The sequence below is a fragment of the Streptomyces sp. NPDC001770 genome (genome assembly GCF_053596135.1).
The window spans coordinates 1-26,467 of record NZ_JBSFFN010000001.1 but is presented as its reverse complement, the minus strand read 5'-3'; the positions used below and the strand labels follow the sequence as shown (position 1 = coordinate 26,467).

The window sequence follows — 26,467 nt, the reverse complement described above, 5'->3', positions numbered from 1 at the left end:
CGGAAAGCCCTTCGGGGATGCCTAAGACCCGGCTACTAGGTACCTGCACAAGTAGCCGCCCCTGTAGGACTCCGAGCTGCTCTTCCAGGTCATCCAAAAAAGGCGAGCGGACTTCTGCGTTCACGCGGTCGTGCTCGTGTCGGTTACCGCGCGTCAAAATCCGTCCGCAGTCGGAAACATCTGGTACCAGGAGAGTTCGTGGCCGGGTTCGTCGGCAAACCATGCCCAGGTGCCGCCAGCGAGGTCCTTGAGACGCTTTTTGGCGGGAGCTGCGTTACGGGACTCAAAAGCGCTAAGGAATGAGCACTGAGAAGCCTTGATGTTCTGCTGGGCAGCCCATCCCAACAGCGCCTTACGGCGCACCTCGGTCACCGCACCGTCAGATGCCACTGCCTCGATAACCCAGAAGGCCACCGGCTCTTTGCTAACGTCTGCCATCAGTAGGTCAGGGAGGACATCTTTCGGATCAATCTTGATGCCCGCACTTTGCAAAATCCCCTTGTCACCGAGGTGGATTTTATCTCCCGGCTCAGAGATCGCCAGGACGACAGGTTCTCCCATACGAGCCGGAGCCCATTCCTCGATTACGCCTTTGATTATGAGGGAAGACTTACCGGGTTCAAGGGTCCGGGTGGTGTTGTCAGGCAGTGTCACCGTGACAGCGTGTTTTGCCTCCTGCGCCTGGATAGCTCGAAGAGCCTTGAGCTTGGTGCCGGGAGTCATATGTTTATCCCGCCAGCACTGCGCAGCCTCTTTGACTTGATTATCTGTCATGTCAGGATCGAACAGATCTGCGAAGTCATCAAGCAAAGACCAAGTAGGCTTGCTGCTGTTGACAGCGATACCGGGCCTTTTCCGGATCGCGTGATGCTCGCGCCATGCACGGAACGTCTCATCGCGCAGCGTCTCTCGTGTATTGTCCCTATATTTAGGCTGAAATGGGATACCCCACGAATGCTGGAGTTGCTCAACGTCTTTGCTTTTCTTAAGGGCTGCAACGCGCCAGGCAAGACGCTGGTCGTCCGTCTGGTGCTCCAAGGCCGCATCTGAAATCCACACGACAGTTGAAGGTCGCCCCCATCGGGCTGTTTCCGCATCATCGTCAGCGCCACAGACTGCGTCGACGTATATGAGAGCGGCGACCGCTGTGCCCGCGAGCGGGTTTGAAAGAACGCTATCGAAGGCGGCGCGCGGGAAGACAAATTCCAGCCGACGCTCTGCCTCCTCGGGCGTAATGATCTTTCTCACGTCAAATGCCTTCCGGCCGATAAGCGGCGGCAACTGCTGATTCCAACGCTTCACCCTTAAGATCGTTCCACTCACGTACTACGTCGGGGTCAGGCAGCGGGATTGATTCCAGTTCATAAGCGCTGAGCGCTACGGAACCGGAGATACAGCGCACCACTCGATCCAGTGCGTTAGTGGCTAGCAGACGCGTCATGGCCTCGATGGTGAGGACGGAATCTGCAGCCGTGGGCCTGAACACATTGACGTGATTCTCTACTGTGACCCGCCCGCGCCGGGCTCTGAGCGCCTGATCGTCCAGCAATGCAGCAACGAGCCTTCGCGTCTGCTCGGGAGCCGTCGTGCGCTGCACGAGTATGGCCGGCTCGTCCAAGACCATGACCTTCGGATCGGATGCTGCGGTGAGCGCCATGTAGCGCATCGAGTCACGAGCGGGATCGCGATGTAGCACGCCACCGTCGAGGTCCGCTGCCCAGATGACATGCGAACGTGACGGGCCCCAGGCCGGATAGAGGTCGGCGCTTCGCCGATTCCATACAAGGGGACCGGTCGAAGCTCGCCAGCCGAACGAGGCGAAGGACTCAGTCATTGCGGAGGCTGCAGCAGCCACTGGAGCGTCATCCGAGCGGCGCGGCAGCACCCATGGCTCGCCCGTTCGCTGGGTCTTCACGCTCGCGATCGCCGTTTCGGCACTGCCAAGGCTGCTGATGCGTGTCCGCCGCCTCCTGCGGCGCTCAAAAGTGGCCAGACAGGTCTCCTGTAGAACAGAAGTAAACACACCACTGCGGTCTTCAACAAAAGTGACAGCGCTCATGCCTGCCTCGCGCCCAAGGTAAGTGCGCAACTTCGAGAAATAGCGTCCGCTGGTGAAGCTGGTGGGGACGAGCGCGGCAAGGACACCCTCATCGTCCAGCGATGCGACGGCTGCCGCCATAAAGAGGCCGTACATATTTGCGTGCCCGTAAAGCACGTGCGCGTAGCGGTCCCGCTCGGCGGGGGACAGCCGTACGCGGCCATAAGGCGGGTTCATCACTACAACCCGCGCCTTGGGCGCAGAATCCGCCAGGCCGTCACCCACACAGGCCAAGGCTGGCAAGGGCCTGCGTACCTTCTGAGGGACGCGGGCGAGCGTCGGAAGCATCTCCGCGGCCAAGACCACGTTAGCCACCCATACCGCGGCTGGGTCGGTATCAACGCCCTGAATGAGGTTGGGAAGACCAGCGAGTGTCAGTGCCGGGTCGACACCATATGACGCGTGCAGATGCTCTCTAAGCGCGGGCAGAAGAAGAGCTCCGGCTCCGCACGCCGGGTCCCGCACCAGACCAGGAAGAACCTGTTTACTCGGCGGCAGACCCAGCGAAGTACGCGCCAGCCCCCACAAGTGCGAAGCAAGCTCGGGAGGCGTGTAGTGACGGCCGTGCCGTGCTCGCGTCGCCGACGACAGCGCCTCTACATAGGCAGCACCCACCTGCTCCGGCGTAAGCGACCCCCAGGAGCCCCCCAGCGGCGGGTCACTCGGGACTTCCAGCGGGGGAGCAGCCTGGAGAGCAGTGGCGATCTCTAGCCAGCGTCCGGTGAGGCCGGCCGCTGTCGCCTGAGCCCGCCACCACGCAGGAATCGCAGCCAGCACAGCGGTAGCCGTAGGGGTCAGCTCTGCGGGGTCGCTGTCTGCAACCGCCCCGCGCGAGCCTCGTGACCCTAGAGGGCGTGCGATTGAGGCGTTCTCAAGAGCCTCCGAGAGAGCCGCGACAACGAGCAGGTCGGGCATCAGAAGGTGTCCTCCGGTATAGGAATCGCCCCTACCCTACCCAACGGGATCATGGGATATGGGCATTAGGAGAGACTAGCCCCTGCGCCAGGGAGGCCGACACCCGGGCATGCCGCAACCTTGCGCGCCAGCCTCCCCTGGCATTCGCACGACAGCTCCTCGGGCAGGTTCTCGTTCAAGCGCGACAAGAAACGTGACGAGTGCCAGACGTCACGGAACCGAGTGCCCGTTCACTCCGGTAAGGGGTAACGCTACAACTTCGGCGAGTAGGTTCCCTCTGTGTGCACCGGCCAAGGTCAACCTGAGGCCCGGCAGAGCCGCACCGTCTCTCCGAAGACACCGCCGGGTAGGGGGCACTGCCCCGTACCCGGAGTTCGCGGGCTTCTCGGAGTGGCTCGCGATGGCGGTCATGGAGCGCCGTCCGCCATCACGCATCTTCGTAGGGGAAGCGCGGGCCTTTAAGGGCTGGACCGCGGAATTCTCCGTGATACATGGTCGCGGTTGCCTGGACGACGATTTCGCTACGCCGGAAGACCTTCGGCTAGCTGCCCTCGGGGGTGGACGGAGCGTTGGGACCACAGGGCGAGTGGACGCCTGCGGGCATGGCCACATCGTATTCGTGCCCGGGAGCCGATGGTCTCTCGACAGTTAGAGGATCGCCCGGGCGACCCGCTGCCTCAGTCGCTCATCGGAGAAGCTCTCCACCGTGCGCCATGCTGCGTCGGTGACCTCTTCGGTCTGCAGTTGGCCGGGGTCGGCGGTGGTGCGGAAGAGGTAGCGGAAGTCGAAGTGCTGGTGGGCGGGCTCGTCCTTGGCCGGGTTGGCGTCGATGGGGTGGACGTCGATGTGTAGTGGGATCTCGCTGTGCGGGGTGACGGCGTAGGGCGGGATGCCGGTCTCTTCAGCCAGTTCACGGCCGGCGGCTTGCAGGAGCGTGTCGTCGGAGGGCTCGATGTGGCCGCCGGGCAGCAGCCATTTGCCGGTGGCGTTGTGGAGGATGTGCAGGACACGACCGTCGCGGCCCACGAGGATCGCGCCTGCGGTGACGTGCCCCGGCAAGGACTTACGACTGGTGAGGTCGTCACCGTCGTCGAGGAGGCCCTGGACGATGTCGATCTCTGGCTTGTCCTCGGGGTGCTGGTCGAGGTAAGCGGTGATGGTGCCGCGGATGTGGTTCGCCGTGATGGGCATGGTGATCACCTGTTGAAGTAGGAGAGCCAGGTCGCCGCGATGGCCTCGCGGTCGGGTGCGGGGACCTCGTGGATGCCAGGGTTGAGGTCCCCGCGGGTAAGCATCCTGATCGCGGCGAGGATCTCGGCCTGGATCAGGAAGATGAACGGTCCAACGCTTGCGCCGTGGATGAAGTTGACGGCATTGCCGCCGTTCGCCAGATAGAAGTAATGGCCGGTGGTCTGGTAGCGGGTGACGTGGTCGCCGACGACTGTGCGGGTGTAGACGTCCGGCAGGCCGGCGAGGTCGAGCTCGTCCTCGCTGGAGGTGACGGTGGCGACGTAGGCGCCGTTGCGCAGGTGGGAGAAGTCCTCACCACGCAAGGAGACCGCGCCGGTCGCGCAGAGCACCAGGCCGGCCCCGGTGAGCGCGCTCTCGCGGTCGCGGGCGACGGTGAAGCCCTGGGACAGGGCCTGGGTGCGGCGTACGGGGTTGATGTCGAAGACGGTGACCTGGACACCCTTGGCGTGCAGGAGTCGGGCGATGGAGGAGCCGAGTTTGCCGAAGCCGATCACGAGGGCGGGGCGGCCGTGGAGGATGTCGCCGCGCCCGCGCATGACGGCCTCGGTGGAGAACACGACGGATTGGCCGACGAGGTAGTCCTCGGGGTCCTTGAGCGGGGAGCGGGCCACCGAGACGACGGGGCAGGGCAGTTTGTCGAGGGCCTCGTAGCGGCGGTGGCCGTTCTCGGTGTCCTCGACGACGCCGACCAAGCGCCCGGTGAAGCGGCTGTGGAGGTCGGTGAGGGTGGGGGTGAAGTAGCCGCCGACGTCAAGGAGGGAGACGGGTTCTCCGGCGGCCCGGGATTCGAAGTAGTCCAGCGCGGTATCCGGGTCGGTGAACAGTTCGCGGGTCAGGGTGTCGACGACGACGGTCCGCTCGGTCTCTCGCTGGGCAGCCGGGTGTACGGACTTCGGCTTGGGCAGCACTGCCGTCAGCCGGGTCATCGCGGCAACGGCGCGGACGAATGCGGGGCGCTCGGCCAGCAGGTGGGTGATCAGGAACGACGAGGTCTGCTCGTCGGGGGCGAACTGGGTGGCGATCCGCGCGAAGTATGCGTCCAGCTTGGCGCGTTCGAAGGTTTCCACGACGGTTTCCTCTCATCCGTATAACCGGGGCCGTGCAGGAAGTTCCCGGGCTTCAGCGGCTGCGGGCGAGTCCGAACAGCAGCCGGTCGGTCGTGCTAGCGAGATCCAGATAGGTGTCGAGCTGAGAAGCGTCGGCGGACTGCGACAGCGGTTCCAGACCGAGCAGGAGAACGGCTGTGCCGGTGCGAGCGACCAGCGCCGTCCAGTCGGGGCGGCTCGGCAGTCGCATCCTGCGTGAGGCGCCTGGGATGTGCAGAAACACGTGGTGGCCGACGATGTGCAGGCAGCGGCCGACATCGCGGACCACGTCCTCCGCCCTGCCCAGTCCGCCGAAGTTGTCTGCGAGATGCCGCATGCGGGCTTCTGGCGCTTCAGTAGAGCCGGGAAGAGCGGAAGCAGGACTGTGGGCGATCAGGATGTGGGCGAGTTCGCGGCCGTCCGGTCCGGTGCCCGGCCAGCTCCATGCGGAGAGCGAAACCAGTAGCCGAAGATCAAGGCCGGCCGAAGTATGGATGGTGCTCACGTGGTCGTCCCGCCCGCGGCCTTGAAGCAGGACCAAACGATCTTTCCGAGCGGTGCGCGGTCGCGCACTCCCCACTCATCGGCGAGCTCGGCCACGAGGGCGAGACCACGTCCGGACAGGTCGGTACTGGCGGCCTGTCGGGGCCGGGGCCGCCGACGGCAGCTGTCGTGCACCTCCAGGCGCACGATGTCGTCCTCGATGTCGAGGCGGACCAGGAATCCGTGGTCGGAGACAGTGCCGTGCACCAGCGCGTTGGTCGCCAACTCGGATACGCAGAGGCGAATGTCGTCGACCCGCTCCGGCAGGCCCCATGCGGTCAGGGTCTCGTAAGCGAATTTCCTTGCCTGTCCGACGGATTCGGGGCGGGCCCTGAAGAAGCGCTGTGCCGTCTCGATCATGGCTGTCCTCATGTCTCGGTCTCCAGGAGGCTTGCGGTTCCGGGGCTGTGGCGGCAGGCCACAGGGCTGGGGGCGGTCGGCTTGCATGCGGGGTGGGGTCGGCGGACCAGCAGCAGCCGGGAGCCGGCCGCCTTGATCCGCCGACCTCGTTCAGCGGCTATCGCTCTCGGGCCAAGGTGTGATGCGGCCGGGGCGAGTACGCCGTAGACGTCCGGCAGGGCCAACACGTCCAGCAGGCCGGTGAAGGCCGCCGAGCCTGGGCCGGCACTCGCTTCGCGTTCGGTGAAGACGCCGGAAAGCTCCAGTTCGTGGCTACGGCAGTACTCGGCGAGCGAGGCGGCCAGCGCCTCCTGTCGGGCTTCGGAGACCCGCACGAGCCGCAGGAAGCCGTAGACGACAGGTCCGCTGACCGGGCGATGTTCCGTGAGGGGTTCCATGCGAGGACCGTCCAAAGAGTCGACACGGGGTGACGATCCTGAGCATGGAGGACCCCGAACTCCCGGCCAATCACTTGCCGTTCTACTTCCGTTCCACTTCCGTCCCGCCATCCCCAGCCATCTGCTTCGATGACGGTGGAAGGGAGTGAGGCGTGGCAACCGTGCACCAGTGGACCGGCCTGGAGGCCAGGGCTCTGCGTCTCGCCCTGCGTTTGAGCGTGCGGGCCTTTGCCGAGCACCTCGGCGTGGCCGTCGCGACGGTCTCGAAGTGGGAGAGCAAGCGCGCCGAAACCGAGCCCAGACCCGACACCCAGGCGATCCTCGACACCGCCCTCGGACGCGCCGACGCCCACGCCCACCTGCGCTTCGAGACGCTCCTGTCCGAGATGGCCAGCACCGTGCAAGGCGCCGGCCGGCGGGTAACCGCCTCCGGCCCTCGAGCCTGGGAGTACGAGTCGTGGGCCGACGACCTGGACCGGGTCGTGGTCGCGCTCGCCCGCCAGAACTTCGCCTTCGCCGACAGCCTGCTCAATCGCTGGTTGGTGCGGTTCGACGCCCGGGAACTGGACGAAAAGGGCCTGTACCTCTTCGCTCGCTCGACCGCGCTGCTCGGTGACCTCAAACGCGACCAAGGCTCAGTGATCGGCCCACTCTCCGCCCACCACTCCTACGCCGGAGCCCGCGCGGTCTTCACCCAGCTCGACATCCCACGTCGTGTCGCCCAGCTCGACCTCTCCCTCGCGGTGGTCACCGAAATGTCCGGCAAGCTGGAGATCGCTGCCCGCCAATACGAAACCCTCGCCGTCGACGACCGGCTCTCCCGCCGTGATCGTGCCAGGGCCCGCCTGTGGGTGGGTACCGCGCTGAGCAAGAACGGTCGGCACGACTACGCGACCCGCGTCATGCAGGCCGCGACCCGCGACTTCGAGGACCTCACCGAACCCGACGACTGGTCGGTGGCCCACCAGAAACTCGCCCTCGCCCGCCGCGGCGCCGGAGACCTCACCCAAGCCCTGCACTTCATCGACATCGCCCGCAGCAGCGGCGCCACCGACTCACCGATGCAACGCGTACGGCTGGACACCGCCCATGGCCACATCCTGCTCTCCGACGCAGCGACCCGAGATGATGGACTCCTCGTCCTCGATCAGGCCACCCGCACGGCCGCGCAGTACGGACTCGTGCACCAACTGCGCAGTATCGAGGGCATCAAGGCCATGAGCGAGGGGCCGACCGGCCCCCGGCGACGGTGACCAGGGAGAAATGCGTGAGCGACAACCAGCAGGCCATCACCGAGGACCAGCGGCGCCGGGCCGCCCTGATCTGGGATTACCACCAGATGCACCACCCACTGCGCCCCGTCGACGTGGCGATCGGACTGGGCAGCCACGACCTCGGAGTCGCCACCCACTCCGCCGAGTTGTACCGCGCCGGCCTGTTCCCGACCCTGGTCTTCACCGGCGGCAACAGCCCCACCACCGCCAAGGTCTTCCCGCGCGGCGAAGCTGTCCACTACCGCGAGCACGCCCTCGGTCTGGGCGTCCCCGCCGAAGCGATCCTGCTGGAACCGAAGGCCGGCAACACCGGGCAGAACATCACCCTTTCCCGTGAAGTCCTCGCCGCCGCCGGCATCACCCCGGCCAAGGTGCTGCTGGTCTCCAAGCCCTACATGGAACGGCGGTCGTTCGCGACCGCACGCAAGCTGTGGCCCGACGTCGAGATCCTCTGCGCGTCGGAGCCGCTGGAGCTCGACGGCTACATGAAATCCATCGGCGACGAAAAGCTCGTCCTGGACATGCTCGTCGGCGACCTCCAGCGAGTCATCGAGTATCCGAAGCTCGGATTCGCCATCGAGCAGCAGGTCCCGGAGGACGTGCATGGAGCGTACGAATCCCTCATCGACGACGGCTTCACCAGCCGCCTCATCGCTTCCTGACCTGCCAGGACCGGGCGGGCTGTGCGCCATTCATCAGCCCAACCTGTTCCCCAGACTGACCACACTGGCCAAGCTGTTCGCGGCGGACTACTGGATCGTCCTGGACGACGTACAGTTCACCCGCCGCGACTACCAGCACCGAACCCGCCTCGGTGACCTCGACGAACCGGACCGTCGGCAGTGGCTCACCATTCCCACCCACCTTCCCCACGGACGGCAAACTCTCATCCGGGACGCGTTGATCGGTGACCCCGGCCTGGCCCGTCGAAAGACGGCGGGGGTGCTGCGGCAGCACTACGGAGCGAACCCACACTGGCCGGCGCTCGCACAGGCCCTGGACCCAGTACTGGATGCCTTCGGCACGGGCCGGACCGCCACAGTCGCCGAAACCTCCACCCGTGCTCTGCTCGGTCTGCTCGGCTGGCAGGGCAAGATTCTCAACAGCAGCGAACTGCCCTCCCAGCCGGGCCGCTCCCAGCGGCTCGCCGATCTTTCCGCCATCACCGGTGCCCGCTCCTATCTCTGCGGAACCGGCGGCATGACGTACCTCGACCCGGCACCGTTTGCCGCCAAGGACATCGCCGTCACGCCGTTCCGGCCGCCGACGACCGGCATCTGGTCCTCGGGCCGAAGTCTCAGTTCGCTCGGGGCATTGGCAGCACTCGGCCCGCAGGAAGTGGCCACCATTATGCAGAGGATCGCCTCGGACCACGCTTGATGTCGGCCGTCGCCTGACCGCAGCCTGTTGGCGACTGTTCCAGATCAGCGGTGTGGGTGGGCGGGTCGACTTGTGGTTGGCATCGGTGACCGGTTGCTGGGGGAAGGGACGCCGAAAGCTGATGCGGTAGTGCTCCGAAGCCGGGCGGCTTCGGCTCGGCGGTTGGGCGCAGGGTTGCGGCCGGTGTGCTGGATGCGAGTGAGGAGGACGCGGGCGGGTTGGCGGGCCGTGGTGAGCTCGCGTTGGGCTGCTGCTTCCGACAGGAGCTGGTGCGGTTGGTGGCCGCGTGCTTCGGCGTCGGAGAGGAGTGCGGCGAGGGCTGGCCAGCCGGTGTCGGCGAGGATGCGGTCCGCCTCAGTGGGGAGGGCCGCACGTACGTCGTGGGCGAGTGTGCGGCAAGCGGCCTCGCCTGGCCGGCGGGCGGCGAGTTCGGTGAGGGCGGGTGCGAGGGCCTGGGCGGCCGCCGCCTGGAGGTGCTGGACGGTGGCGCGGGCGGCGTCGGCCTGGTGGGCGTGGCCCTTGGCCTCGTGCCAGCGGCCGGCGAGGATCGCGGCCCAAAGCATCGCGGCTACCAGGGCGGCAATTGCGCTTCCGCCGGGGCCGGAGGCAGTGAACGCGATGTCGCGGGCCGCGCGCCGCAGGTCGTTCGCGGCGCGGTCCTCGGATCGGATCCGGGAACGCTGGGCGCGTGCGAACGCCCGGCCGGCCGCTCGAAGTTCATGGCGAAGTTCGGCGGGGGCTTTCTGGGCGGTGGCCTCGATGAGTTCGCCGAGCGCGGTGATGTGAGCCTGGGCGTGGGCATCGTCGAACATGCCGGTGTGCAGGGTGTCGAGGGCGTCGGTCGCCTGGTGCCAGGGAGTCGTGGTTCGGTCGCGGCGGGCGGTGGGGTGTTCCTCGGGAACGGTGTTTTCCAGGCGGGCGCGGAGTTTCGACAGGGAAAGATCCGGGGCGATCTTGCCGCCGGCGCGGAAGATCTGCTCGCCGTTCTCGGTCAGGTCGCCGGGTCGGCCTGCCGCGTAGCCCAGGAGGTCGCCGGAGGGCCCTCGGCGTTCCTTGATCTCGACGCCGTCCGCTTCGAGGTAGGCGAAGAGTTCCTCGGCAGTGCTGGCGTGAGGAATGGCCGCGCGGATGCGGTCCTGGAGCCACTCGGGACTGGTCTGTTCCCAGCCGAGGCGTTCGGCCTTGTGCATCTCCGCCTGGGTGGGGCGGCGGGTGCCGGTGCCGTCGCCCTTCTTCAGTTGCCGCAGGCCGTAGTCCCTCTCGATCTGGCGGCAGGCGTCGCCGACGCGTACGCCGCTGCCGTGGAGCTTCGGGCGGCGGCCGTCCTCGCGGACTGTGGTGGCCAGGATGTGGATGTGGTCGTCCGCGTGGCGGACAGCGATCCACCGGCAGGCGAGGTCGTCGCCTTCAGGGGCAATGCCGGCGGCGGCCACAATGCGCCGGGCGGCATCCGCCCACTCCGCGTCGGAGAGGTGGCGGTCTTCGGGCGCGGTGCGGACGGGGCAGTGCCAGACGTGGTCGGTGACCGGTTTGCCGAACTCGTCGTTGCGCAGCCGGACGGGCTCGTCCAGGTGGCGGGCCAGCTGGGTGAGGGTGGCGCTTTCGTCGCGGCCCGGGTCGGGCATGCCGAGCATGGCGTAGGCGGTCACCAGGTGCGGGTCGAGGTGCTCGTCGTGCCGACCGAGGCCGTAGAGGTAGGCGAGCAGGCCGCGGGTGTTGGATCCGGAGGGCTTGATGGCCGCGATCATCTCGGTCAGTTCTCCGTCGGGTCGGCGGGCCCGTGCAGGGCGTCGGCTATCTCTGACAGCAGGTGGTCGAGTTCGCCCAGCCGCTCGCGGATGTCCGGCGGGGTGAGGTCGCTGTTGAGGGCGCGGGCGATCTGGTTGATGTTGACGCCGATCCGGTTGAGCTGGCGCAGGACCTGGGCGCGGAAGACGTGGGTACGGCGGCGGTCTTCGGACAGGGGCAGGTTCGCGGTGAACCGGCCGACCAGGAAGGCGAGGACGATGTCGGCCGCGAAGCCGGACTCGCCCTTGTAGCCGTGCTCGGCAGCGGCCTCCTGGAGCAGGGCGCGCTCCTCCAAGAGGAAGCGCATAGGCCCGACGCGCTCTGTGCGCTTGTCGCCGCTGAAGCGGCGGATTGTGGGCTGTGTGCTTTTCACGGACGGCTCGCCGGTCGCAGTCTCAGCGGCGCGAACGGGGCGCAGGATCTCGCGCTGGACGTCATGGAGGGTTTCCGGGTCGGGGCCGCCCTCCGCCCCGACTTTCCGGTCCGGCGCCCCCTGGCGCTGGGCCGTCTCCGCCACCCCCGGGGCGGAGGTCCCCGAAGACCGGCCATGAGTCGGACTCGGGGTACTACTGGCTCCGCCAGGAGCTGCCCGTCCGAACGCCCGCCACAGACGCTCCCGTGTCGTCGTCGGCTTCTTCGGTGGCTGTGGGTCGCTCTCGGTGTGGTGTGGGTCGTTCGTCACGGGCGGCTCTCCGGGGTGGTGCGGGCGGGGTGGCAGCTTGGGTGACCCGTCCCCCGTCCACAGGTGTGGATACGGGGTCGGGCGGCGAGGGACAGTGGCCGGTGAGTGCGTGGACTGCGCCCACCGGCCCGGCGGTCAGCCGCCCTTCAGTTCGATGCCCCTCGTGGTAGCGGCTCGGCCCGCAGGGTGTTCATCACTTCGGTGAGCCGCTTGCCGCCGACCGTAAGTCCCTTGGCCCGTAACGCCCGCTGGACGCAGGCACGGGTCAACTTTCCTTCCTGAGCTGCGGCAGCTCGTCCGATCTCCACGAGTTCCTCGACCGTCGCACTGGCGGGTCGTCCACTGCGGGGCCTGCCGCTCGGCGGCGCCTGCTCTTCCGCCTGCTGAGCGGAAACGGCCACCGGAAGTCCGAGGGGCTGACCGGAAAGGCCGGCCGACGCATCAAGCGGCGGAGTGAGGTCTGCCTCGACTTCGCCGGTGGGTCGCTCGACGAGCTGGTGGATCTGCCGCATGAGCACGGCGAAGGCCAGCAGGGCGGCGGTCGGGGGCACCGCGGCGACGACGTAGTCGAGTACGGGCACGGGGCCGGTCCGGCCCGTGCCGCCAACTCCGGCCACGTTGAGCGCGATGGAGCCGACCGAACCGGTGGCCGTCAGAGCGACGGCCCAACCGTCCGTGACAGCGCGCAGCCCCGCCCTGAGCATGAGCAGTTCGCCGGCGACGATGAAGGCGTCCAAGGTCGCAGGCCACGCCCATTGCCGGGTGAGCGAGCCGCCCAGACCGTGCTCTCCCGCGACCTCGGCAAGGTGGGCGTAGGAGAGCCAGAACCCGGCGGCGGTCAGGGCCACGATGACGGCACCGGCGGCGGCGAGCGCGTACCTCTCGGCGGCGTGCTTGGTCGGCGTCGGGCGGTGGGAGGCGAGGGCGGGGAGGGACAAGCGGATGCTCCTGTGGTTCGTGTTCTGGTGGGCCGTCTTGGCCGTCTTGGCCGTCTTGGCCGTTGCAAGCCCTGGTCAGGTCCGGGACGGCAGCCGTTTCGCCGAGCCGTCCCGGCCGGCGGGCAGGGTGCTCTGCCCTCGGTGGTCGGGACGGCTCGACGTCGGTGTGCCGTCCCGACCGGTACAGCTCTGACCTGAGGCGATACGGCAGGGACGCCTGGGACGGCGCAGGACGGATCCGGTCGCCGTTAGGGGACGATCACGCCGTACCGGGTCGCTCATCCGTCTTGGCCGCGTTTGCCGTCTTGAGCGCAGGCCGCCTGACCTGCGGGATCACGGCAGGGACGGCAGGGACGGCATTCAGGGCCGCGGGCTCAGCCCGCTGCGGGGGTGTCGGCCCCGGGGTCGACGGGATGGACGGCGGGGCAGTAGCGTCGCCACGCGTCGAGGAACTTGTTGCGCGTGTATCCCTTGCGCTGGGTCCCATCGGCGAGGCGGACGTTGCCGGGCTTGATACCGAACTCGCGTAGCAGGTCTCCCAGGTGGCGGGACGTGAGGCCGTCGCGTCCCCATTCCGCCCAGGGGCCTTCGGGGTCCTGGCGGAGCAGGCGGAGGATGTCCTCCGTGGTGAGACTGTCGGGCTCGCGCTGAGCGGCGAAGGCCCTGCGGATGTCGGCCAGGATCCGCGCCCCACCGGGGTGGTCTTCCTCCACCTCGACCTCGGCGGCGACCATCCGTCCGCACGCCGCACGGGCGAGGCGGGGCCAGGGACCTGCGGCGAGGTCCGCGATGATGACCAGCGGCTCCCAGGTGTCGGCGGCCCGGTCTTCGACCGGCATCTCCGGCTCCCGCTGTGCCGCGACCTCCAGGTGCGGCTTGGCCCACTGCGCTATCCGGTCCCGCAGCTCGTGCAGGACGGGGATGTCACGGCGTGAGCGGAACGGTTTCACGTACTCGCCCTCGGCCCGGCGCCGCATGCGGACCACCACGGCCCTGTCCATGATTGTGTCCGGCAGGTCGCCGATTCCGGCGAGCGCCGCCATCGCGAACGTCGCGAACCTGTGCGGGGTGTGGTCGTTGCCGACGACCCGTGTGACGTAGCGGTTGCGCTGATGGCCGGCGTTGAGCAGGCCGCGCATCTCCTCGTTCTTCTCCGCCATCTTCGGCGTACCGAAGATGGTGTCCGCCTCGTCCACCAGGAGCGTGGGCGGTTCCTCCGTGATCGAGCGGAAGACCGCGGCCGGCGTGGTGTTGATGGTGATCATCGGCTCGTGGACCGTCTCGGTCAGCACGTCGAGCAGCCTCGACTTACCGCACCGCTTGGCCGGGCCCACCACCGCGAGCCGCGGCGCGTGCTGCCAGGCGGGTTGCAGGTGCGTCGCGGCCACCCAGAGTGTCACCGCGTCCAGCGCCTCGGCGGAGGGCAGGATCACGAACTTCGCTATCTGGGAGCGCAGTTCCTCCAGCAGCGCCGATCCTGGAGTCGGCTCCGGATCGGGGGTCGGCTCCGGGGCAACGGCCTGTGCCGTACCGGCGCCTGGGGCGCTGCGGCCGGGGTGCTCTCGGGATTCGCCGCCCTGGAGGTGGGCGGGCCGTCCAGGTATGGCGACCGGAGGCCACGCGGGCTTGGCGGCTTCGGAATAGGGTTCGGCTCCCGTGTGTTCCACGGGGCAGCTCCTCGTCTGACGGCCGTGGGCTTGCACGCCTTGGCCGTCGGGTTGGTTCTTCACGGGCCGTTCGGGGTTGCTGGGGCCTCCGGCGTTGCACCGCCGGGGGCCCGTTCGTGTCTCGCGGGCATCGGATGATCGCGAGGGACCACGGACAGTACGTCCACGTCCGGGCACAGTCCAGCGTTTCTGTGTCAGCTCAGCGCAGAACGAACCGCGCCACGTTCGCCTCGTCATGCAGCCAGCCCCAACAGGCCGAGCAGGTCGGCGGTCACCACTCGGTAGGCGTTGCCCAATCGGAGCACCCTGCACGGGTATTGGCCCCGCTTGGCCAGTTCGTACCCCTTGCTCCGCCCCAGACCCAGCGCCCGATTACCTGTCTCCAGGTCAACGGCCACCGGCAGGGCGAGCAACTCCTCCCGGCTCATGCCATGCTCCCGCCCACGATCCTGGTTCCCGCGCATCTGTACTCCGTCCATGACGAGCCCTCGGCGAACACAGCGATCGCGTCCGTCTCCAGGCCAGCACTTCCAGGATGATGGAGCTAATGTGTCTCCATGACACAACGCGATGCTCACCCTGGAGAGGACGGGGACGACGCTCCCCTGTGGGAGGACCAGGTCACGGCAACCGTGGCCGGCGAGGTACGGAGACGAAGGAAGGAACTACGCATGAGCGCCCAAGACCTGGCCGACCGGTGCGCGGACCTCGGCCACCCGATCCCCCGCAACGTCATCGCGAACATGGAGTCGGGACGCCGCTCCACCCTGCCCCTCGTCGACGTCATGGTCCTGGCCATGGCCCTCGACACCCACCCGATCTGCCTCATCTACCCCGTCGGTTACGTCGGCCAAGTCCAGCAACAACCGCTGGAGGACCCTCGTCCCACCTGGGACGCCATGCAGTGGTTCACCGGCGAAGTCCCCGACGCCCTGGACACCGAGTCCCTGATGCTGCGCAACTTCCGGGCGCACGCCAGCCACCACCACGCCGCGCTCACCGCCCTCAGGGGTGAGGAGTACGAGCGATGGAAGGCCAGGACCGCGAACAACCCCGCCACCCGTGCGGAGGCCCTGCTCGCCCAGGAGGACTACGCCGGACAGGCAGTGCGTGCCAAGCACGGACTGCGCACCGCACGCGCCGACATCCGCGAAGACGGCGGCACACCCCCGTACCTCGCACCCGAACTCTCCGACGTCGACGCGCCGGAGGACTTCCCCGACACCACCGAGGAGTAAGGCATTTGAAGGGCTCCACCTACCGCCGCTGCTCCTGCCGCGACCCGAAGACCGGCAGGGAACTCGGCACCGCCTGCCCCAAGCGCGGCACCAGGAACCACTGCTCGTACTCCATACGCCAGGAACTCCCCTCCCGCGAGGACGGCAGCCGGCGCTCCTTCGCCCGGGGCGGGTACAGCAGCCTCAAGGCGGCTCAGTCCGACCTCGACCACGTCCGCGCTCTCTTGGGCCTCGTCGAGACGGACGACCGCGAGGGTACGGAGCTGATCGCGGCCATGCTCGCGGAAGTCAGCGGCGAGAAGGCACCTTTGCCGGAGGTCGAGGAGACCCGGCGGCGTCTCAACTCCGGCCAGGACCTCATCGGCAGTCTGACCGTCGCCGAATGGCTCGACCGTTGGTTGGCCGGCAAGCGGATCCGCAAGTCCGGCCTGAACCGCTACGAGACCGACGTCCGCGTGCACCTCAAACCGCACATCGGCGGCCGGCGCCTCGACCGGCTACGCGTCAGCCACCTCAGCGAGATGTTCACGGCCATCGCGGACGCCAACGCGGAGGCCCTGGAGCAGAACGCCCAGCGGCGATCAGCGGTCGATGAGCTGGCTGCTGTTCCGTGGAAGGGATTGGAGAATCGCGCTCGCCGAAAGGCCCTCAAAGCGGCGATCGACGCGATGCCGCCCTACCGCCGCGTCACCGGTCCCTCGACGCGCCAGCACGTCAAGGCCACGCTCCGCGCCGCCCTGAACGACGCGATCGGCCAGCAGATCATCACGTTCAACCCGGCAGCCCACGTCGAGATCGACGCGGCGCGTAAGCCGAAGGCACTGGTCTGGACAGACGAGCGAGTCGCCAAGTGGCGGCAGACCGGCGAGAAGCCCTCCCCCGTCATGGTGTGGACTCCGGAACACACCGGGGCCTTCCTCGACTTCGTCGCCGAGGACCGGCTGTACGCCATGTGGCACCTGATCGCCTTCCGCGGCCTGCGCCGGGGCGAGGCGTGCGGGCAGCCGTGGTCGGAGACCAACCTCGACCGGCACTCCCTCACTGTCTCGGGCCAGCTCGTGCAGGACGGCTGGGACATCGAGGCGTCGGAACCGAAGACCGACAGCGGCTTCCGCGTCGTGGCGCTGGACGACGACACCGTCGGCGTCCTGAAGCGGCACCGCGAGCAACAGCAGGCGGACCGCGAGGCGTGGGGACCGGCCTGGGTGGATACCGGGCTCGTCTTCACTCAGGAGGACGGCTCCTGGCTCCACCCCGGCAAGGTGACCGACCTCTTCGAGCGTCTCGTCGCGGCCTCGGGCCTGCCACCGATTCGCCTGCACGACCTCCGCCACGGAGCGGCCACCCTGATGCTCGCCGCCGGCATCGACGTCAAGATCGTGTCCGACACCCTCGGCCACAGCGATACCCGGATCACCCGTGACATCTACCAGAGCGTCCTCCCCCACGTCGGCAGGAGCGCCGCCGAGGCCACCGCCAAGCTGGTCCCGCTCCAGCGGAAGACCGAGGCGGAGGAAGCCGCCCGCAAGGCGGAGAAGGCCCGGAAGAAGGCCCAGCGCGCCAAGAAGGCCCAGATCCTGTCGGCGAAGAAAGCGAAGCGCAACGTGAGCCCCCAAGCCTAAGCAGAGCACCAGAAGCCCGGGAGGTAGCCATCGGCGGATCATCCAGGTACACCACGGCACCTCCCTGCTTTTTACGCCCTGCTTCGGGTGAGCTCCACGCGGCGACGACGGCAGCGCCTTGTTCCCGCAACCCATGAGGAGCGTTCACCTAAGCCGCGTCCCGCCCGACGCACCGTTTCCAATTGCATGCCAAACCGACATGATTAGCTGCCGTGAAGGACTTCGTGATTCCTCTCGTGATCGCAGTGATCGGATTGGCTGCAACCGGGCTAGGCGCCCTTGTTGGAGCACGAGCAGCCAGGTTCGGCGCCGAGAGGAACGCCGAGACCGTTCGACGACAAGTGCAGGACCAAGCCGCCGTGGAACACGGCCACTGGCTGAGGCAGCAGCGGCTCAGTACGTACGAGAGCTTCCTCGAAGCCTGGGATGAATGCCTACGAATCACCCAAGCATCGGCAGCAGTGCACGACCCAGATTCCACGGGCCTCGAGGATCTCGGAGAAGCCGCAGGTCGAATGGCGGAACGTGCACGGCGCATCGCACTCCTGGGACCGGAAGAGGTCACACGCACAGCTGAGGAGCTGACCGAGACGATGCAGGAAGACGTCAGAGTCTCCACCCGGTTCATCGAGGTAGCCCAAGCTGCGACAGCAGCGGTCGACAGCCGAGCGGTTCCCCCCGACGCCATGGCCAATGCAACAGAGGAGTACAGGCAACACACCGAGCAACTTGGTGAGCTCATGCGCTCCTATCGCGATCAAGGGCGGAGCCTACGAGATCTTGATGGCCATCCCCTTTTGGGCGAGCTGATGAGGAGCATCCAGCAGTACCGTCACGCTTCCGGGGAAGCGCAGGAAGCACTGGAGGAGAATTTCGCGCGCCTGTCGGGGGCAGCGGAAGCGGCATCCGCGATGGTGGCTGCCCTCACACGCAACAAGCAGGCCCGGGAACTCAGTCGGGAACGCTTCACCAGCGCGGTACGGCAGACACTCGGTACGCCACCCATGACCCGGTAGCTCAAGCAGGAAAGAAAGCTGGCTGAGAGCAACGGAAGGGCCAGGTCGCCAGGCGGAGCAGGCTCACCCAGTAGGCCCTGGCCCCCGCCGCTCACGCAGCGCTCACGCAAGCGATCCCCCGGCACCCCACCCATCTGACGCGCCACGCCCGGAGCAGCAGAAAACCCCAGGTCACGGGCGTGTGACCTGGGGTTTCACCGAGCCCCCTGTCGGATTCGAACCGACGACCTACGCATTACAAGTGCGTTGCTCTGGCCGGACTGAGCTAAGGAGGCGAGCGCGGGCGCGGGTCCTGCGCGGGCCCGGCGCGTGCCCGTGCAGTGTAACCAATGCGCCGTGTGTCCAGGACGTGAAATTCACGTGGCCTGGACTACAGACAGAACGTAAAACGCCAGGTAGCGTCGCATCGGGTTCACCCGAGTGGACCAGATCACTCCGTTACTCGGATCGTCCGGCACGTTCCTGCCGGTGAAGGAGAAGCATCCGCATGGCCAGTGTCACGTTCGACAAGGCGTCCCGCATCTACCCCGGCTCCACGAAGCCCGCGGTGGACCAGCTCGAGATCGACATCGCGGACGGCGAGTTCCTCGTCCTCGTCGGTCCCTCCGGTTGTGGCAAGTCGACCTCCCTGCGCATGCTCGCGGGTCTCGAGGACGTCAACGCCGGCGCCATCCGCATCGGTGACCGCGACGTCACGCACCTGCCGCCGAAGGACCGGGACATCGCCATGGTGTTCCAGAACTACGCGCTGTACCCGCACATGACCGTCGCGGACAACATGGGCTTCGCGCTCAAGATCGCCGGTGTGAACAAGACCGACATCCGGGCGAAGGTCGAAGAGGCCGCCAAGATGCTGGACCTCACCGACTACCTGGACCGCAAGCCGAAGGCGCTCTCCGGTGGTCAGCGCCAGCGTGTCGCGATGGGCCGTGCCATCGTGCGTGAGCCCCAGGTCTTCCTCATGGACGAGCCGCTGTCGAACCTCGACGCCAAGCTCCGTGTCTCCACCCGTACGCAGATCGCCTCGCTGCAGCGCCGCCTCGGCATCACGACCGTGTACGTCACGCACGACCAGGTCGAGGCCCTCACCATGGGTGACCGCGTCGCGGTCCTCAAGGACGGTCTGCTCCAGCAGGTCGACTCGCCGCGCAACATGTACGACCGCCCGGCGAACCTCTTCGTCGCCGGCTTCATCGGCTCCCCCGCGATGAACCTGATCGAGGTCCCGATCACCGACGGTGGCGTGAAGTTCGGCAACAGCGTCGTCCCGGTCTCCCGCGAGGCGCTCACCGCCGCCGCGAACCGCGGTGACACCACCGTCACGGTCGGCATCCGCCCGGAGCACTTCGACATCGTCGAGCACGGTGGCGCCGCCGCGACCGGCCTCACCAAGGCCTCCTCCGACGCCCCGGCCGGCCTCGCCGTCTCGGTCAACGTGGTCGAGGAGCTCGGCGCCGACGGCTTCGTCTACGGCGCTGCCGAGGTCGGCGGCCAGCACAAGGACCTCGTGGTCCGCGTCGGCGGCCGCGCCGTTCCGGAGAAGGGCACGAAGCTGCACGTCGTCCCGCGCCCGGACGAGCTGCACGTCTTCGCGACCTCGACCGGCGAGCGCCTCACCGCCTGATCGGCACAGCCCGGTCGGCACAGCCCGGTCGGCACAGCCCGGTCGGCACGGTTCGATCAGCACGGCTCGATCGACACGATCCGATCACCCCGCTCGACCGACGGTCCCGTCTCCTTCCGAGGAGGCGGGACCGTCGTCGTACACGGACTCCGCGCCGGACCACGCACGCCGTCCGACAGGTTTGGGGTACGGGAGCGGTGCGAGCGGTGAATATCCGCCCCACTCGGGGCAATTCCCCCTCCCCCGTCAACCACCGATTCGAAAAATGCGCTCGAACTCTCCCCCGCGAGAGTGACGGAAGGTCGCCGGATCGTCACGGACCGCTACGCTCGCTGCGTGACCCACACCGCGCGCCGAATCGGCCGAACCCTCGCCTTCGTCCTGCCCGTCGTCATGGTCCTGTCCGGGACGCTCGCGGTCACCCGCGTGCCGTGGTCAGCGCCGAACACGGACACCCAGCTGCTGACCACCGCCTCGGCGACCGTGTCGCAGAAGGCCAAGCCTCTCGCCCCGCAGGACATCCTGCGCGAGAAGCTGCTCGTCGAACTCAAGGAGAAGGACCCGGGCGTGGCCCTGACGGACCTTCAGCGTGCGGTGGAGCAGAAGCCCTCGCTGGCACGTCACTGCATGTCGATCGCGAAGGCGCTCGGCAAGGCGGCCGTCGAGCAGTACGGCCCGACGCGCGCGCACCGCTTCTCCCGGCCGGTCTGCGACACGTCGTTCGCCTCGGGCGTCGCACAGTTCAGCTGAACGCAGTCCGGTCGGCCCGCAGTCGCAGACCAGTTGAGCCGCGCTCCGGCGGCCTGCGGCTCGACAGAACCGCAGTTCGACCGAACGCGACCGGCAGACATGGCAGGTACGGCATATCGTGCCTGCCATGCTGCATACGTATCCGACGCAGGCCGTGGTCCTGGCCGGTGGCCAGGGGTCGCGACTGCGCCCGTACACCGATGACCGTCCCAAGCCGATGGTCGAGATCCCGGGCACCGGGACCCCGATCATCGGCCATCAGCTTTCCTGGCTGGCCGCCGAGGGCGTCACCGACGTCGTGATCTCGTGCGGCCATCTTGCCGAGGTGCTCCAGGAGTGGCTGGATTCGGCCGTCCTGCCACTCAGCGTGACGACGGTCGTCGAGAACGAGCCCCTGGGGCGTGGCGGTGGGCTGAAGTACGCCGCCGCGCGGCTGCCCGATCCGGAGCAGCCCTGGTACGCCACGAACGGCGACATCTGGACCCGTTTCTCGCTGCGCGAGATGGCCGCGTTCCACGCGGAGCGCGACGCCACCGCCACCCTTGCCCTGGCCCGGCCGCGCATTCCGTGGGGTGCCGTGGAGACGGACGCCTTCGGGCACATCACCGACTTCATCGAGTCGCCGCCGTCCCCGTATCTGATCAACGCCGGTGTGTACGTGTTCTCGCCGGCCTTCAGGGGGCTGCTGCCCGACCGGGGCGACCACGAGCGGACCACCTTCCCGCGGCTGGCCCGCGAGCGCCTGCTCGCCGGGTACCCGCTGCCGCAGGGCGCCTACTGGCGGGCGATCGACACGGCGAAGGACCTGACCGAGGCCGCCAGGGAACTCGGCGCGCAGGCGGGCTGAGAGGCACGCACGGCCGGCCGAGGCGCACGGCCGGCCGGGGCGCCCAGTCGGACCGAGGCGCACAGCCCGACCCCGGCGGCCCCCGACCCCCGGCGCCCCCGGCCCCGGCGGCCACGGACACGCACGCTGAAGAGGTCCCACCGGAAGCTCCGGTGGGACCTCTTCAGCGCTACCGCCGAACCGCTGACCCTCAGCCGAGGAGCCCCCCGAGCGGGTTCCGGCCGCCGCCGGAGGTCGAGTCGGAGGAACCGGTGTCGCCGTCCGACGGGTCCGAGGAGTCCCCGCCGGTGGCGCCGCCTCCGTCGCCGCCGGTGGTGGCACCGGAGGAGGACGGGCCGGAGGAGCTGGCGGACGGGGGCGCCTGCGGAGACGTCTCCTGGCGCGGGGGCTCCTGGACGGTGCCCTGCGTCGCGCTGGGCTCGGCGCCCGTACCGGTGGTGGCCTGTCCGGCGGTGGCCCCGGTGCTCGGGGCGGTGCGCTCGGCGGACGGAGCCGGCGGGGCGACGGAACGGGACGGTACGGGCGTGTGCTCCGGGACCGTCTTCTTCGGTGCCCTGGGCTTCACCGGGGTCTCCTCCGGGAGCGGCATGCCGGGCAGCTGGTTGGTCGGCTTCTCGTCCGGGCCGGGTACGGTCACGACCTGGGTGGACCGGACCGCGCCGCCCAGCACCGAGCCGACGAGCAGCGTGAGTCCGACGATCACGCTCGCCAGGACCGAGCCGCGCCGCAGCACCCGGCTGCGGAGCTCCCAGATCTCGGAGCGCGGGCCGAGCCGGCGCCACGCCTCGCCGGCCAGGCGGGCGTCGACCGAGTAGACCGGGGCGCCCGCGATGACGAGCGGGCTCCAGGCGGCGAGGAAGATGATGTCCGGGGCGTCGTAGACGGCGACGGTGTGCCAGCTGACGGTGACCAGCAGCGCGGCGGAGAGCAGCGCGCCGAAGGCGGCGGCGACCCGCTGCCAGAGGCCGAGGACGGTGAGCACACCGACGACGACCTGGAGGAAGGCGACGGTGAGGCCCGCGCCGACCGGGTGCGAGAGGGCGGCCTCGCGCAGCGGTTCGGCCGCCGCCCACGGGTGGAGCGAGTTGAGCCACTTGACCATGGAGCCGCGCTCGCCGCCGTCGAAGAAGACGGGGTCGCAGAGCTTGCCCATGCCCGCGTAGATGGAGATGAAGCCGAGGAACACGCGGAGCGGGAAGAGGACGACGCCGAGGTTCATCCTGCGGCCCGGGTAATAGGCGTGCCGTACGGAGTCGGCGGAGGTCCGCCGGTCGCGGACCTCGGGGCCCTCGTCCGGGTCTTCGTCGTACCCGTCGTCGCCGTACCGGTCGTCATACCGCTCGTCGCCGGACTTGCCGTCGCCGTAGCGGTCCTTGCCGAACTTCTCGTCGTACCGGTCGAAGCCGTCGTACGCGGGACCGGTCCCGTCGTACGCGCCGACCGCCTGCCGCATCGGCGGGAGGAGCGGCCCGCCGCCCGCACGCTGCGAGGTGGGCAGCACCGGGTTGGGCTGCGTCTCGTCCAGGCGCGGGATGAGCTGGGTGGCACCCGAGGGGCTGTGGCCGGCGGAGGAGTTGCGTACGGCCTGGAGCAGGCCCGACGCCCCCGGGTCGCCCGGTTCCGACCTCCCGCTCCAGACGACCGGGGCCCGCCTGCGCCCCCCGGCTCCGCTCATCGCCGGGACGCGTGCGGCGCCGACCGGAGCCGGACCCCGCAGCCGTGCGCGCTGGCCCGGGGGAAGCTGCACCCGGAAGCTGGCGTGGTTGACGATGACCTGCGCGGGGTCGCTGTCCACCTTGGTCATGCTCAGGGCGGGTTGATCGTCGAACCGAGGCGTTCTGGTGTCCACACTCATCTAACCGAGTGACGTGACGTTAGGACACTGCCTCGGCCTCGTCTATGTGTCCGAGAACCGTCAACACCTCGTGCACCGTGCACCGTTCCGGCTCACCGCACGCCCCACATGCCCCGTTCGCCCCTTATCGGTGTGCCGGGTCAGGAGGTGAGCGGCTCCCACCAGGCACGGTTCTCCCAGTACCAGGCGGTGGTCTCGGCGAGGGCCTCGCGGAGCGCGCGGCGCGGCCGGTAGCCCAGTTCGGCGCGGGCGCGCGACCAGGCGGCGCCGGCCGCCGGGACCTCTTCGGTACGGGGGGCCACGGGCCCCCCGGCCGGGCGGCCCGCCTCTTCGGTACGGGCCGGGCGGGCGCCGCACAGCTCCGCCAGGAGCCCGGCCAGCTGGTTCTCGCTCAGCTGCGCACCGCCGCCGAGGTTGTAGGTGCGGCCGGGGCGGCCCCGGGTCCGGGCGAGTTCGATGCCCCGGCAGTGGTCGTCGACGTGCAGCCAGTCCCGCACTCGCGCACCCCCGCCGCCGTCCCCGCCCCCGGCCGCGCGCACCACGTCGAGCCCGCCCATCAGCCGGGTGACCAGGGACGGCACGGTGTGCTCGGGGAACTGGTGCGGGCCGTACGTCCCGGCGGCCCGGACCACGCGGACGTCCAGGCCGTGGGTGCGGTGGTGGGCCAGCGCGATCAGGTCGGCGGACGCCTTCGACGCGGAGTACGGGGAGTCGGGGGCGAGCGGGGCCTCCTCGGCGCGGGGGCCCGCGCCCCCGGGGCCGTACACCTCGTCGGTGGAGATGTGGACGAACCTGCGGACCCCGCCGCGCAGGGCGGCCTCCGCGAGGGTCTGCGTGCCGAGCACATTGGTCGCCACGAAGACCGCCGTACCGTCCACCGACCGGTCCACCTGCGTCTCGGCCGCGAAGTGCACGATCTCGTCGTGCCGGCCGGCCAGCCGGGCGGCCGTCGCCGGATCGCAGACGTCGCCGTGCACGAACCAGAACCGCGGATCGGCGAGCACGGTCGTGAGGTTGGTCAGGGTGCCCGCGTGGGTCAGCTTGTCCAGGACGGTGACGGTCACGTCGCCGGGCCCGTCGGGACCGAGGACGTGGCGCACGTACGCGGAGCCGACGAAGCCCGCGCCACCGGTGACGAGAAGACGGGTCGGCCCGGCGGAGGTCCGGCGCCCACCACCACCCGGCGGCACCGGGTTTCCCGGCGCGTTCCGGAAATTCATTCCTGGAATTATCTCTCTCCGCACGCAGGCGACCGTAACACAACTCCCTTTCTCATCAATCTTTCAGAAAGATCTCACAACCGGCACAGTTCCGAATCACGCCCATTTCATGAACCCGTAATAAAACTCGGGGTACGCAGTGCGGAATGCCGCATCCATGAGGAGGTACGAACCGAATGCTCCAGCACGACCCACGGGTGAGGGCGGCCGGCCGCCGGGCCCGCCGGACGTTGCGCGCCCTGAGGAACCGCGTGGGCGCGGCGACCACCCGACGACCGGCACCCGCGCGGCCCGCTCCCCGGGGCGCGCGGCTGGTTCCGGACCCCGTCTTCGTCATCTCCTCGGTGCGTTCGGGCTCCACCCTGCTGCGGGTGCTGCTCAACAGCCACCCCTCGGTGCGCGCGCCGCACGAGATGCATCTGCGCACCCTGGAGGTGCGGCTCCAGAAGGCGTACAGCGAGAAGGCGATGGACAAGCTCGGTCTCGACCGGGCCGAACTGGAGCACCTGCTCTGGGACCGGGTGCTCCACCGCGAGCTGGTGCACAGCGGCAAGGACGTCATCGTCGACAAGACGCCGGGCAACGCCCTCATCTGGCGGCGGCTCCACGAGGCCTGGCCCGACGCCCGGTTCGTCTTCCTGCTCCGCCACCCGGCCTCGATGGTGACCTCGCTCGTGAACGGCCGCCCCGACCGCGACCACGAGGCGACCGTGGCCGAGGTGAAGACCTACGTGGACGCCGTCCACGAGGCGCGCGCCGCCCTGCCGGGCCTCACCGTGCGGTACGAGGAATTGACCGAGGACCCCGCCGCCGTCACCAAGAAAATCTGCGAATTCATCGGCGTCACCTGGACCCCGGAAATGCTGAATTACGGAAAGCAGGACCACGGCCCTTTCCAGGCATTCATCGGGGACTGGAGCGACAACATCAAGTCCGGAAAAATCCAGCAGGCCCGCCCGCTGCCCTCCGCCGAGGAAGTCCCCGCGCGGCTGCGCGAGATCTCGCGTGCCTGGGGGTACCCGTGCTGAGCCCCTGCCGCATCCCCTCGGGCGGCGCCACCGTGTGGCTGACCGGCCTGCCCAGCTCCGGCAAGAGCACCCTGGCCCGCGCGGTCGAGGAGCGGCTCCGCGCGGCGGGCCGCCGGGTCGAGGTGCTGGACGGCGACGAGATCCGTACGTTCCTCTCGGCCGGGCTCGGCTTCTCCCGCGAGGACCGGAACACCAACGTCCAGCGCATCGGGCTGGTCGCCGAGGTCCTCGCCCGCAACGGCGTGATCGCGGTCGTCCCCGTCATCGCCCCGTACGCCGACAGCCGCGAGGCGGTCCGCGCCCGGCACGCGCAGAGCGGCACCCGCTATCTGGAGGTCCACGTCGCGACCCCGGTGGAGGTCTGCTCGGTACGCGACGTGAAGGGGCTGTACGCCCGGCAGGCGGCGGGTGGGATCAGCGGGCTCACGGGGGTGGACGCCCCGTACGAGGCGCCCGAGTCGCCCGATCTGCGGATAGCCGCCCACCGCCGGACGGTGGCCGAATCGGCCGAGGCCGTACTGGACCTGCTGGACGGACGGCTCGACGGACCGACCGACGGCCCGACCGACGGACCGCACGTCGAACCGCACGTCGAACGGCTCGACGGACCGGAAGGCCACGGCGCCCCGGTCCCGCACGACGGGGAGGACCCCGCATGAACGACACCCCCACGGCCCCCCGCACACCGGGGGAAGACGGTACGGCCCCCGCGCGCTCGCACCTGGACGCGTTGGAGTCGGAGGCGGTGCACATCTTCCGTGAGGTGGCGGGGGAGTTCGAGCGGCCGGTGATCCTGTTCTCCGGCGGCAAGGACTCCATCGTGATGCTCCACCTCGCGCTGAAGGCCTT

At 68.8% G+C, this 26,467-nt stretch carries 24 protein-coding genes, 1 tRNA gene and 2 pseudogenes; 12 read left to right on the top strand and 15 right to left on the bottom strand.

Annotated elements, in window-relative coordinates; all coding sequences use genetic code 11:
* Nucleotides 1–153 precede the first annotated feature (153 nt).
* From ACWCSV_RS00135 to ACWCSV_RS00105, 7 genes are all read right to left on the bottom strand, one after another.
* Entirely contained in the window at nucleotides 154–1,302 is a 1,149-nt protein-coding gene (locus ACWCSV_RS00135) for a BsuBI/PstI family type II restriction endonuclease (protein ID WP_451137614.1), read from the bottom strand.
* Nucleotides 1,250–3,013, bottom strand: coding sequence for an Eco57I restriction-modification methylase domain-containing protein (locus ACWCSV_RS00130; protein ID WP_451137613.1), 1,764 nt, complete (start codon nucleotides 3,011–3,013; stop codon nucleotides 1,250–1,252). The genes ACWCSV_RS00135 and ACWCSV_RS00130 overlap by 53 nt, the downstream gene beginning before the upstream one ends.
* Before the next feature lie 648 nt (nucleotides 3,014–3,661).
* Nucleotides 3,662–4,204, bottom strand: a complete 543-nt coding sequence (locus ACWCSV_RS00125) for an NUDIX hydrolase (RefSeq protein ID WP_451137612.1) — start codon at nucleotides 4,202–4,204, stop codon at nucleotides 3,662–3,664.
* A 5-nt stretch (nucleotides 4,205–4,209) separates the two neighbouring features.
* Entirely contained in the window at nucleotides 4,210–5,331 is a 1,122-nt protein-coding gene (locus ACWCSV_RS00120) for an adenosylhomocysteinase (RefSeq protein ID WP_451137611.1), read from the bottom strand.
* A 52-nt stretch (nucleotides 5,332–5,383) separates the two neighbouring features.
* Entirely contained in the window at nucleotides 5,384–5,686 is a 303-nt protein-coding gene (locus ACWCSV_RS00115) for a hypothetical protein (protein WP_451137610.1), read from the bottom strand.
* Nucleotides 5,687–5,850: 164 nt separating this feature from the next.
* Nucleotides 5,851–6,252 carry an ATP-binding protein gene (locus ACWCSV_RS00110; RefSeq protein WP_451137609.1) on the bottom strand — a complete coding sequence of 134 codons (402 nt, stop codon included), beginning with the start codon at nucleotides 6,250–6,252 and terminating at the stop codon, nucleotides 5,851–5,853.
* 8 nt (nucleotides 6,253–6,260) lie between these two features.
* A complete protein-coding gene (locus tag ACWCSV_RS00105; RefSeq protein WP_451137608.1) occupies nucleotides 6,261–6,689 on the bottom strand; it encodes a hypothetical protein in 429 nt (142 codons plus the stop codon).
* Between the two features lie 152 nt (nucleotides 6,690–6,841).
* Between ACWCSV_RS00105 and ACWCSV_RS00100 the strand changes: the two genes are divergently transcribed.
* The 3 genes from ACWCSV_RS00100 to ACWCSV_RS00090 are packed head-to-tail and all read left to right on the top strand — an operon-like array spanning nucleotide 6,842 to nucleotide 9,343.
* A complete protein-coding gene (locus ACWCSV_RS00100; RefSeq protein WP_451137607.1) occupies nucleotides 6,842–7,942 on the top strand; it encodes a helix-turn-helix domain-containing protein in 1,101 nt (366 codons plus the stop codon).
* A 14-nt stretch (nucleotides 7,943–7,956) separates the two neighbouring features.
* Entirely contained in the window at nucleotides 7,957–8,625 is a 669-nt protein-coding gene (locus tag ACWCSV_RS00095) for a YdcF family protein (protein WP_451137606.1), read from the top strand.
* Nucleotides 8,567–9,343: a WbqC family protein gene (locus ACWCSV_RS00090; RefSeq protein ID WP_451137605.1), complete on the top strand. Its 777-nt coding sequence runs from the start codon at nucleotides 8,567–8,569 to the stop codon at nucleotides 9,341–9,343. The genes ACWCSV_RS00095 and ACWCSV_RS00090 overlap by 59 nt, the downstream gene beginning before the upstream one ends.
* Nucleotides 9,344–9,387: 44 nt before the next feature.
* Here the strand turns inward: ACWCSV_RS00090 and ACWCSV_RS00085 are convergent, their stop codons facing one another.
* The 5 genes from ACWCSV_RS00085 to ACWCSV_RS00065 all read right to left on the bottom strand — a co-directional run bounded on the left by ACWCSV_RS00085 (nucleotide 9,388) and on the right by ACWCSV_RS00065 (nucleotide 14,846).
* A complete protein-coding gene (locus tag ACWCSV_RS00085; protein ID WP_451137604.1) occupies nucleotides 9,388–11,091 on the bottom strand; it encodes a relaxase/mobilization nuclease domain-containing protein in 1,704 nt (567 codons plus the stop codon).
* A 5-nt stretch (nucleotides 11,092–11,096) separates the two neighbouring features.
* Entirely contained in the window at nucleotides 11,097–11,438 is a 342-nt protein-coding gene (locus ACWCSV_RS00080; protein ID WP_451137603.1) for a MobC family plasmid mobilization relaxosome protein, read from the bottom strand.
* A 521-nt stretch (nucleotides 11,439–11,959) separates the two neighbouring features.
* Nucleotides 11,960–12,751 (bottom strand): DUF2637 domain-containing protein, encoded by a 792-nt coding sequence (locus ACWCSV_RS00075; RefSeq protein ID WP_451137602.1) that lies wholly within the window; start codon nucleotides 12,749–12,751, stop codon nucleotides 11,960–11,962.
* A 374-nt stretch (nucleotides 12,752–13,125) separates the two neighbouring features.
* Nucleotides 13,126–14,418 carry a DUF3631 domain-containing protein gene (locus ACWCSV_RS00070; protein WP_451137601.1) on the bottom strand — a complete coding sequence of 431 codons (1,293 nt, stop codon included), beginning with the start codon at nucleotides 14,416–14,418 and terminating at the stop codon, nucleotides 13,126–13,128.
* A gap of 233 nt (nucleotides 14,419–14,651) precedes the next feature.
* Entirely contained in the window at nucleotides 14,652–14,846 is a 195-nt protein-coding gene (locus ACWCSV_RS00065) for a hypothetical protein (protein ID WP_451137600.1), read from the bottom strand.
* Nucleotides 14,847–14,975: 129 nt separating this feature from the next.
* Here ACWCSV_RS00065 and ACWCSV_RS00060 point away from each other — a divergent pair, with 129 nt between their 5' ends.
* From ACWCSV_RS00060 to ACWCSV_RS00050, 3 genes are all read left to right on the top strand, one after another.
* Nucleotides 14,976–15,656: a helix-turn-helix domain-containing protein gene (locus ACWCSV_RS00060; RefSeq protein WP_451137599.1), complete on the top strand. Its 681-nt coding sequence runs from the start codon at nucleotides 14,976–14,978 to the stop codon at nucleotides 15,654–15,656.
* Between the two features lie 5 nt (nucleotides 15,657–15,661).
* On the top strand, nucleotides 15,662–17,278 hold the full coding sequence (locus ACWCSV_RS00055; protein WP_451137598.1) for a tyrosine-type recombinase/integrase: 1,617 nt from the start codon (nucleotides 15,662–15,664) through the stop codon (nucleotides 17,276–17,278).
* A 212-nt stretch (nucleotides 17,279–17,490) separates the two neighbouring features.
* The gene (locus ACWCSV_RS00050; RefSeq protein ID WP_358759326.1) at nucleotides 17,491–18,294 is read left to right on the top strand and encodes a hypothetical protein; all 804 of its coding nucleotides are present in this window, start codon (nucleotides 17,491–17,493) and stop codon (nucleotides 18,292–18,294) included.
* 200 nt (nucleotides 18,295–18,494) lie between these two features.
* Here the strand turns inward: ACWCSV_RS00050 and ACWCSV_RS00045 are convergent.
* Nucleotides 18,495–18,569, bottom strand: a tRNA-Thr gene (locus tag ACWCSV_RS00045).
* A gap of 212 nt (nucleotides 18,570–18,781) precedes the next feature.
* Between ACWCSV_RS00045 and ACWCSV_RS00040 the strand changes: the two genes are divergently transcribed.
* From ACWCSV_RS00040 to ACWCSV_RS00030, 3 genes are all read left to right on the top strand, one after another.
* Nucleotides 18,782–19,918, top strand: coding sequence for an ABC transporter ATP-binding protein (locus tag ACWCSV_RS00040; RefSeq protein ID WP_390959462.1), 1,137 nt, complete (start codon nucleotides 18,782–18,784; stop codon nucleotides 19,916–19,918).
* 336 nt (nucleotides 19,919–20,254) lie between these two features.
* On the top strand, nucleotides 20,255–20,668 hold the full coding sequence (locus ACWCSV_RS00035) for a hypothetical protein (protein WP_327176517.1): 414 nt from the start codon (nucleotides 20,255–20,257) through the stop codon (nucleotides 20,666–20,668).
* A 130-nt stretch (nucleotides 20,669–20,798) separates the two neighbouring features.
* On the top strand, nucleotides 20,799–21,515 hold the full coding sequence (locus ACWCSV_RS00030; RefSeq protein WP_451137949.1) for a nucleotidyltransferase family protein: 717 nt from the start codon (nucleotides 20,799–20,801) through the stop codon (nucleotides 21,513–21,515).
* A gap of 190 nt (nucleotides 21,516–21,705) precedes the next feature.
* Here ACWCSV_RS00030 and ACWCSV_RS00025 read toward each other — a convergent pair whose 3' ends face one another.
* Together ACWCSV_RS00025 and ACWCSV_RS00020 are read right to left on the bottom strand one after the other, a co-directional pair.
* Entirely contained in the window at nucleotides 21,706–23,370 is a 1,665-nt protein-coding gene (locus tag ACWCSV_RS00025; RefSeq protein WP_451137597.1) for a DoxX family membrane protein, read from the bottom strand.
* A gap of 140 nt (nucleotides 23,371–23,510) precedes the next feature.
* Nucleotides 23,511–24,590: a dTDP-glucose 4,6-dehydratase gene (locus ACWCSV_RS00020; RefSeq protein WP_451137596.1), complete on the bottom strand. Its 1,080-nt coding sequence runs from the start codon at nucleotides 24,588–24,590 to the stop codon at nucleotides 23,511–23,513.
* A gap of 251 nt (nucleotides 24,591–24,841) precedes the next feature.
* Here ACWCSV_RS00020 and ACWCSV_RS00015 point away from each other — a divergent pair, with 251 nt between their 5' ends.
* The 3 genes and pseudogenes from ACWCSV_RS00015 to ACWCSV_RS00005 form a co-directional block, all read left to right on the top strand.
* Nucleotides 24,842–25,618 (top strand): sulfotransferase family protein, encoded by a 777-nt coding sequence (locus ACWCSV_RS00015; RefSeq protein WP_451137595.1) that lies wholly within the window; start codon nucleotides 24,842–24,844, stop codon nucleotides 25,616–25,618.
* Nucleotides 25,615–26,157: pseudogene (gene cysC, locus ACWCSV_RS00010) on the top strand (adenylyl-sulfate kinase); the annotation flags it as partial. The gene ACWCSV_RS00015 and the pseudogene cysC, both read left to right, overlap by 4 nt.
* A 116-nt stretch (nucleotides 26,158–26,273) precedes the next feature.
* A pseudogene (locus tag ACWCSV_RS00005) lies at nucleotides 26,274–26,467 on the top strand (sulfate adenylyltransferase subunit CysD); the annotation flags it as partial.